We start from the raw sequence: 8,284 nt of genomic DNA, 5'->3' as shown, positions 1-8,284 counted from the left end.
TGCACGCCACGACGAAGCCGCCCACCTGCGCGACGAAACGCATCGAGCCCTGCAACACAAAGCCACCGCCCAACAGGAAGCCGATCGCACAGCCACCCGCATGCGAGTCCTTGAAGATCTCTGGACCCGCGCCCGCGCCGAGGCTCAACGCCTTGCCCTGCAACCAGGCGCGGTCAACATCGCTCCCCCCATCCCGAGCCAGGCCAGGCCCCTCAACCGCTACTGGGAACCGACCTGCTCACGCAACCCGTACTCGATGACATCGCCGCCGCCTTGAACAAAGCGCACGAGGTCAGCGAGCGCGAGGAAGCGAAGATCCAAGTTCTGCAACGCGTCGTCATGCCCGGAAACGACCTCCTTGAGCCCAACGACGAACTTGCTGTCCTTCTCGCCTCCACCCGCCTCCCCAACCCGCACTCCCGTCAGTCCGCCTTGGCCACGCTCATCGCAACCTGGCGGCATGTCTCCGCAACCAAGGAGACGGCACTCCGACTCGTAGCAGACCCGGACGACAAAGTCCGGCGGACTGCTGTGGGTGTGACGGAGCAGTGATGTTCAGGGGGTTGGGCTGCTTTGGTCTGGTGTCCTGTCTTTGGAATGGGACTCGGGACGGCTGGAGTGGCTGTGTTCGGGTGTGATGGGTGTGGCCTGGGATCGCGTTCGGTTTGGTTGTTCGGGCGTTTGGCCTGCGGTCCGGTGGCTGTGTGGGAATGATCTTGGGTTTCCCGTTGATGTAGTGGTGCGTCTATAGGCGGCTGCGTTCTATCCGGGCTTCAAAGCGCGGTTTGGCTGGTCAGTGGTGTGTGTGGGTGAGGAAGATACGGAGGGGGTCGTGCGCGCTGGGGGTCAGGTGGGTGAGGTTCAACCGGTGAGCGATGAGGCCGAGGGCGTCGTTGGTGGTGCGGTGTGGCCGGTTCGGCAGGGTGGCGAGTGCGCGGGTGAGGGCGACGGTTTCCGGGTAGATCACCAGGTCGCGCGCGAGGAGTGCGGGGGAGGCGCTGCCCGTGGTGGCCAGGTGGGGGTTGGCCGCGCAGAGTCGGGTCAGGCGGGCGTGCCAGCGGTGGGTGAGATGTTGCTGGTGGTCGTACCAGCGGGTGGTGATGGCGCGTGCCGCGGTCCAGGCGGTAGCGGCGCCGGGATGTCGTAGCAGGCGCTGGTGGGCGTGGTGCGCGGCCGCGAGTTGGGGCACGGCCCACGTGTGGATGGGGGAGGCAAGCCGTGGGTCGGGGGCGGCTTGCTGATGCCGCGGGCACACCAGCCGGTGCGGCGGTGGGTGAACCCAGGCGGTGTCGGTGGTGCCGTGGCTGCGGTGGTGGGTGCACGGGGTGCAGGCGCGGACGGGCTGCTGTGCGGCGTCGAGCCGCTTCCAGCGTGCGGCGGCCTCGGCGCTGGGGGCGGTGTCGTTGAGGGCGGGGCGGGGCAAGGCACGCAGGAGGTCGGGGAGTGGGACCCGGGCGAGCGCGGCGAGGTGCCGGGCCGCGTTGTGGTTGAGGTGGAGTCCGGCTGCCGGCAGGGTGCCGTGGCCGTGGAGGGCGATACCAGCCCCGTCGAGGAGCTGGGGCAGAGTCAGCTGATAGGACATAGCGATACGTTGGGCGTACGAGGCGGTCGCTTCGCCGGGCAGCGGCCGTACTCGGAACACGCCCGGCGCGGCTGCCGGGACCTGCAGCCATGCCCTTGCGGTGACGGCGCTGCACTGTGGGGCGCCGGCCTCTGCTACGGCACGGTCCGTAACGTCTGTCCGGCTCACAGGGTGCTGGCGCTGCGGCTTCGGGGCCGGGTGTGGGGTCGGTAGTGCTGTTCGGCGAGGTGGTCCAGGCGGATGGCTTCGAGGCTGGTTCTGGTGATGCGTTCGGTGCCGTCGAGTAGGGCAGCGATGGCGGCCTGGCGGATGAGGCGGGCGAGGCTGCTGATACGGCCGGCGGTGCGTTCGTGCAGGTACGGGGCCAGTTGGGGGAGAGTTCCGGGCCGGTGGTGGCGCAGGTCGAGCGCGCCTTCCATGGCGGTAATGAGGTCGCGGAAGGGTTCGTTCTCGCCGAGGCGGGCGGGGAAGGCGGCGCAGTCGATGAGGGAGGCACGTCCGGCGAGTTGCGCGCCGCGCACCCCGGTGAACAGGGGTGTGGTGGTGACGTCGATGCCGGCGTAGACGAAGGTGGCGCCGATGCGTTCGGTGAGGTCTTTGATCAGGTCGGCGCTCTGGGCGCCGGTGGTGGTGCGGGGGTTGAGCCGGTGGATCTCGTCGATCATCACCAGCTGGACGCCGGCAGCGGTGTAGGTGTGGCAGACAGCGTTGGTGATCTGGGCCTGGGACATGCCGGCGGCGACGGGGATGCCGAGGTAGCGGGCGAACTCGGTGGCCAGGGTTTTGGCGCTGGCGGCGGGTGGGACCAGGACGTAGGCGACGGGGACCTGCCCGGCTGTGGCTGTGGGGCCGTGGCGTCGGGTGTGGGCGAGGTGGCAGGCGCGGCCGACCTGGAGCAGGGCGGTGGTTTTCCCGGCGCCGGCGGGGCCGGTGACGATCAGGGACGGCCGTGCGGTGACTGCCTGGTGACGGCCGAGGATCATCAGGGTGCGTACGTTCTTGGCGAGCGCGTCGATGGCCGGGGTGCGCACGGTGACGAACCGCGAGTAGTAGGCCAGGCGTTCTTCGAGGCTGCGGGGCGGCGCCCCGGGCGGGGGAGGAGCTGCCACGGGCGTGGCAGCGAAGGCTTGGAAGCCGTCCCAGGTGGTCACCGACTGCTGCTGCGCCTCAGGTGCGTCGCCGCCGGTGCTTGCCGCGGCAGCGGGAGGCCGGTTTGCCGCTGTCGGGAAACTGCCGGCCGGCGCATCGCCTGTGCTGGGTGGGGTGTTCACCATTGCTCGGCCTCCGCTTCGGCATCCCACAGCCCGTATCCGCCCGCGTCTGCCGGCAGCACGCCCGTGCCCTCCAGCTCACTTGTGTCGGTCTCGGCCGCCACATCGACGCGGATGAGGTCGTCCAGGCTCTCGCTCCAGTCCGGTGCCGGCCCTGGTGCGGTCTCTGCGGTGAGTGGGCGCCGCTGGCCGGGCAGGTCAGGCAGCTGTGTTGCCGTGCTGCTGGCGCGGGGGGTTTTGCGGCGGCGGGGGTCGTGGTCTGTCCCGGCGGGGCCACGGGTGCGGCGCAGGAGCTGGTCGAGGGCGTCGGCGAGGTCGGCTTCGTGCTGGTCGCGGTCACCGCGCTGTTCGACCTCGGTCTGGATGTGGTGCCAGAGGGCGTCGTTGAAGGGCTGGTGAACGTGGTCACGGTGGATCCAGGGGATCTCGTGGAGCTGTCCGTCGGTGAGACGGATGAAGATCTGGCGGGCGTCGTGGGGGTTGTGGTGGATCTCCCACTTGCCATCCTTGCCGGCGGCGGGGGAGCGCTGGCCACGGTGGGGGGTGAGGATGTCGTGGTTGTAGGTGCGGTAGTTCAGGCGGATGCCGCGGTCGGTGATGGGCTGCCAGCGCACCGGCAGCAGTTCGAGGTAGTCAGCCCCGGTCAGCGGCAGGGGCACGTAGCCGCTGAGGGTGATCAGCGCGGCCCACATCTGGTTCGGGGTGAGCGCGGACTTGGGCAGGACGGGGTGGCGCAGTCCGTCGTGGGGCCGGTTCTGCCACCCTGCGGTGATCCATTCGTCGAGGAAGTCCTGCAGCTGCGGGATCGTCCACCGCGCCTCGACGGCCACGTCCTTGCCACGCCGGAGCGGGTTGGATCCGGTGTGGCCGACGACGTGCTGGCAGAACAGATCGTTGATCGCGCCGAAGGTCCGCTCCACCACGGCCTTGGCCTGCGGCCGGCGGGGCGGGGCGGGCTGCACGCTCACTCCGAGGGCCTCGCAGGCGGCGACGAAGCACTCGGAGAGGTAAATCTTGCCGCGGTCGACGACGATCGTCTCGGGCACGATCACCGGGCGGGCGGCCGCGCCTTCCAGGCGTTCGTCCAGCGACAGCATCCGCTGATAGGGCACTTCGGCCCGGGACAGGTGCAGCGCGGCAGGCCAAGTGGGCCGGGCGGGGTGGGGGACGGCCATCTCGGCCAGGAGCAGGGCGGCATCGACAGCTTTGGTGCTGCGCGGGCGCAGGACGGCGGCCAGGATGGAGCGGGTGGCGACGTCGACGGCGATGGTCAGCTCCGGCCGTCCCAGGCTGCCGTCCTCCAGGACGGCCATGATGTCTAGGCGGGTGGTATCGATCTGCACCTGTTCTCCGGGCCGCAGCACCAGCGGCGCCGCCGGCACATGGGCGGGTGCAGTGGCGGTGCGGGCGGGACGCCCAGGCAGTTCGGCCGGATCGGCAAGGGAGTTCACCAGCCGGTAGAACGAGGACGGCGCAGGAAGCGCTACCACCCCCGGTCCATGGAGGTCGTCCAGGATCTGCCCGGTCAGCACCCGCAGTCCCTTGATCGTCCCCTTTGACCGGCCACGCTGACGCCGCAACGCCTCCAGCACCGCGGCCACGACCCGCTCGTCGGCCCGCCCGGTCGGACTGGAGGAGCGGACCGTGCGTTTGTCGACCAGCCCCCACAGGCCCTGCCTGCGGTAGGCGAGCCGCATCCGCTCCACCGTCGTGCGGGTCACCCGGGGAAAGCCGAGTGCCGTCAGCTCCCTGGCTTTGGCCGCGTCCCGCTGTGCCAGCGTCCACCGCGCGGGGTCGTACTCCGGCCGCATCGTCTGGCCCGCGCGGCTGCCTGGCGCGTGCGGCAAGCCGGTCTCCACCTCCCGGATGTGCGGCAGCCATGCCAGGGCCCGCTGCTGGGCAGTCGGCGGCACGGTCTCGAACAGCCCCCACTGCGGTACCGCCTCCGGCACTCGCGCACCGACAACCTCAAAGCCGGGATCGGCGAACAACCGGCCCAGCAGCACGGTCTTTTCGGTGCCGTTCTCCTGTGTGGGTGGGTGGGGTGGTGTCAGTGGGTTGGGCGTCACCAGGGCCGATACGAGAAAACAGTGTGCTGAGCTGCCGCTTTTCCGGCCTGCTACTTATGGTCCTGGCTGTCATGGAGTGACTAAATGGCTGTCACGCACTGCGTGTTGCGTGTAGCACAGCTGATGGCTGGCTGACGTGTAGATGCTCATTCCTGTGCACGGTGTCGGGGCGCCCGGGTGTGCTGGTGGGCATGACTGCTCAACCGTCGTTGTCTGCGGCCCCCCGTCCAAGGGAGCGTTCGGGTACGGGGCGTGCTGCCGCCCAGACCATGTCGCTCGCGTCGCCTTCGCAGGACAAAGGACTGGTACGCCAGGTCGTGGTACGCCGGCTTCTCGCGCTGGACGAGGCCGGCACGCTGGAATCGGTCCACGTCAGGATCGCGGCCCAGACGGCCGGAGTGTCCGTACGCACGGCCTGGCGTTGGCTCGCGAGGGCCCGTAAGGGCCAGACCGAGCCGGCCTACCGGCGTGGAGGGTTCCTGCTCGACGACATGCTGTGGACGCGGCTCGAGGAGCTGGACGGGAACGTCTCCGAGTTGCACCGGCAGCTGTCCCAAGCAGGTGACGACTCCGCCCTGCCCGGGCCGCTGCCTTCGCTGGCGACCATGCACCGGGCGGTACGCGAGCAACGCCGGGCGGGCCGGGTCTTTCAGAGCACGCGCCCCGGGAAACGGCACGTGGATCCCGACCGCTATGACCGGGCCCTGGCCGAGCTGGCTCTGCCGGGAACGGTCGATGAGACCGGTCAGGCCCCGCCCGTCTCCGGCGTGGAACAGGCCGACGCGACGGATACCGCCCCCGTGACCCGGCCCGCGTCGCCGGGGGATGGCGTCCGTCTGTACGTGCCGGGCGCGCATGTGGTCTCCACCCGGCAACTCGGCACGGTCACCGAGGCGATCGCCCATACGGTCGCCGCGCACGGGGTCGTGTGCGTGTACGGGGACCCGGGCCAGGGTAAGACGGTCGCGGTCCATCAAGCCCTGGCCCTGCTGCCGCGCCGGATCCCGGTGCACCGCGCGCTGGTGGCGGTGAAACCGGCACTGCCGCAACTGCGGGCCGCGCTGCTCACCGCGTTCGGCTTGCCCGCCACCTCGTTGACGAACCGCACGGACGCGGCCGACCGCGCGCTACTCAAGGCGTTCCAGGCCCCGGGGGTGCTGGTCATCGACGACGTGCAGCGCATCGCAGCCCCCGAGCTGGACTATCTCCGCCTGCTGCTGGACGCGCCTACGACCCAGGCTTCGCTCGTGTTGTGCGGGGCGGGCGCCGAGCGCACCCTGGCACGGGCTCCCGCGCTGGCCTCACGCGTGCTGACCTGGCAGCACGTCCCACGCCTGGATTCCGCGCAGGTCCCCGGCGTGCTGCGTCTGTTCCACCCCTTGTGGGACACCGCGACCGACGCCGACCTGCTGCATACGGACGAGACACGCGCACACGGCAACTTCCGTACCTGGGCGAAGAACACCTCCCACGCGTACGCCACCCTGGACCGCCACCCCGAGCACACGGCCGATGCCGCCCTCCTGGCCCAGGCCTGTACCCGCCTCGGCCCACGCCCCTGACCCACACCCCTGCCCGCCTCCACGCCGGGCAGCCCCCGCACGCGCGGGAAGGACCACGATGAACACCACGCCCTCCCACACCACCCCCACCCCGGCGTCCGCGCCCGACGAGGCCGGGCCCGCCCTGGACGCGGTGTCGCTGACCGCCCTGCGCGCCCCAGCCGTACGGCATCTGCTCGCGCTGCGCGCCGAGCGCCGTCTCACCCGCGCCCACGTCCGCACCACGGCGCAGTGCCTGAACGTCTCCGACCGCACCGTATGGCGGTGGCTGGCCGAGGCCACCACCACACCCGCCACCGCCGCCGCTCCCGGCGCCCGCCATACCGACCGCTTCGAGATCACCCCCGAGCTGCGGGTGCTGCTGGCGTACTGGCACGGCAACGCCTCCGCGGTCCACCGCGAGCTCCTCGCCCGCGCCCGCCAAGCCCCCACCCCAGCCACTCCACCCACCCCACCGGCAGACACCAACGCCTCCGCCTCTGGCCCGGCCACGCCCCCATCCAGCCCGCCCCGCAGCGCGCTCCCGGGCGGTGCCCCGCCTGCGGCTGTTCCGCTGCTGGACCCGGTCCCGTCGCTGGCGACGTTCCTGCGCGCGGTCCGCCGGGACCTGACCGTGGGGGAGAGGGCCGGCTACCGCCACGGCCACCAGGCCGCCCGCGCCCACGATGTGTTCGCCACACGCCCGCGAACGTGGCGCAACGAGGTGTGGGAGGCCGACCACGTCCAGGCCCCGCTCCGCGTGGACGCCGACGGCACTCTCGTCCACCCCTTCATCACGTGGTTCATCGACTGCGCAACCAAGGCCATCACCGGCCTTGCCGTCACCCCCGGCACTCCGACCCGCGCCTCGGTCCTGGCCGCACTGCGCTCCGCGATCGTCCCCACCGCCCCCTACGGCCCCTTCGGCGGGCTCCCCGCCCACGTGCGCTTCGACCGCGGCCGCGACTTCCTCTCCCGCACCGTCACCGCTGCCCTGACCACCCTGGACTCCGACATCACCGTCCTGCCGCCCTACAGCCCGCACCTCAAAGGCAGCATCGAGAACCTCAACCACTGCGCCACCACGATGCTGTTCGCCGCCCTGCCCGGCTACACCCCCACACCCCGCAAACCCCCCAAGCGGCCCCCGCGCAAGCGTCCCGACCCGCCTCCCACCGGGCCGCCCATGACGTTCCAGGCCTTCACCACAGAACTCCTGTCCTGGGCGACCTGGTGGAACACCGAACACCACCCCGAGAGCCTGCATGGGGCCACCCCACTGCAAGCCTGGCAGACCGACCCCACCCCGCTGCGAGAGATCCCTGCCGCAGACCTGTGGTCCTTCACCCTCGAAGACGACGCACGCACCCGCACCCTCACCAGCCACGGCCTGCGCTTCCGTAACCGTTCCTACCTCGCCGACTGGATGACCGGGCAGGCCGGCCGCAAGGTCACCGTGCGCTTCATGCCCCACCACACCCACGAGATCGAAGTCTGTGACCCCCACGGCCACCACCTCGGCACCGCCCACCTCGCCGACCAGGCCACCGACGAACAACTCACCGCCCTGCGCCACGCCCGCAACACACGCGCCCGACGCCTGCGCGCCGACGCGAAGGCCGCCGAACGACTCCGCCACGAACGCTTCGCCCCCGCCACCACCCCCACCCCCGCGCTGCGCCTGAACACGATCACCGCCACCGAAGCCACCCGAGAGCTATCCCGCTACGAGGAAGCCGACCTCACAGCGCTGGCGCTGCCCGATCTGATCCCGCCCGCACCACCATCCGCCGACTGGGCCACCCCCGACAGCCTCAAAAC

At 71.0% G+C, this 8,284-nt stretch carries 6 protein-coding genes; 2 read left to right on the top strand and 4 right to left on the bottom strand.

All coding sequences use genetic code 11. The features are described 5' to 3' along the window. Window positions 1–219: 219 nt before the first annotated feature. The 4 genes from EES42_RS43130 to EES42_RS43110 form a co-directional block, all read right to left on the bottom strand. Entirely contained in the window at window positions 220–417 is a 198-nt protein-coding gene (locus EES42_RS43130; protein WP_124723663.1) for a hypothetical protein, read from the bottom strand. A 376-nt stretch (window positions 418–793) separates the two neighbouring features. Then, window positions 794–1,582, bottom strand: a complete 789-nt coding sequence (locus tag EES42_RS45445; protein WP_164495581.1) for a hypothetical protein — start codon at window positions 1,580–1,582, stop codon at window positions 794–796. Window positions 1,583–1,746: 164 nt separating this feature from the next. Then, on the bottom strand, window positions 1,747–2,733 hold the full coding sequence (locus tag EES42_RS43115) for a TniB family NTP-binding protein (RefSeq protein WP_164495580.1): 987 nt from the start codon (window positions 2,731–2,733) through the stop codon (window positions 1,747–1,749). A gap of 116 nt (window positions 2,734–2,849) precedes the next feature. Further along, window positions 2,850–4,922, bottom strand: coding sequence for a transposase (locus EES42_RS43110; protein ID WP_241196977.1), 2,073 nt, complete (start codon window positions 4,920–4,922; stop codon window positions 2,850–2,852). Window positions 4,923–5,191: 269 nt separating this feature from the next. Here EES42_RS43110 and EES42_RS43105 point away from each other — a divergent pair, with 269 nt between their 5' ends. Then, on the top strand, window positions 5,192–6,484 hold the full coding sequence (locus EES42_RS43105; RefSeq protein ID WP_124723661.1) for an ATP-binding protein: 1,293 nt from the start codon (window positions 5,192–5,194) through the stop codon (window positions 6,482–6,484). A gap of 58 nt (window positions 6,485–6,542) precedes the next feature. Beyond that, the coding region (locus EES42_RS47500; protein WP_164495579.1) for a Mu transposase C-terminal domain-containing protein at window positions 6,543–8,284 on the top strand (1,742 nt) is incomplete at its 3' end.

Source organism: Streptomyces sp. ADI95-17 (assembly GCF_003846175.1).
Lineage (GTDB): Bacteria > Actinomycetota > Actinomycetes > Streptomycetales > Streptomycetaceae > Streptomyces > Streptomyces sanglieri.
This window is presented reverse-complemented; position numbering and strand designations above follow the sequence as displayed.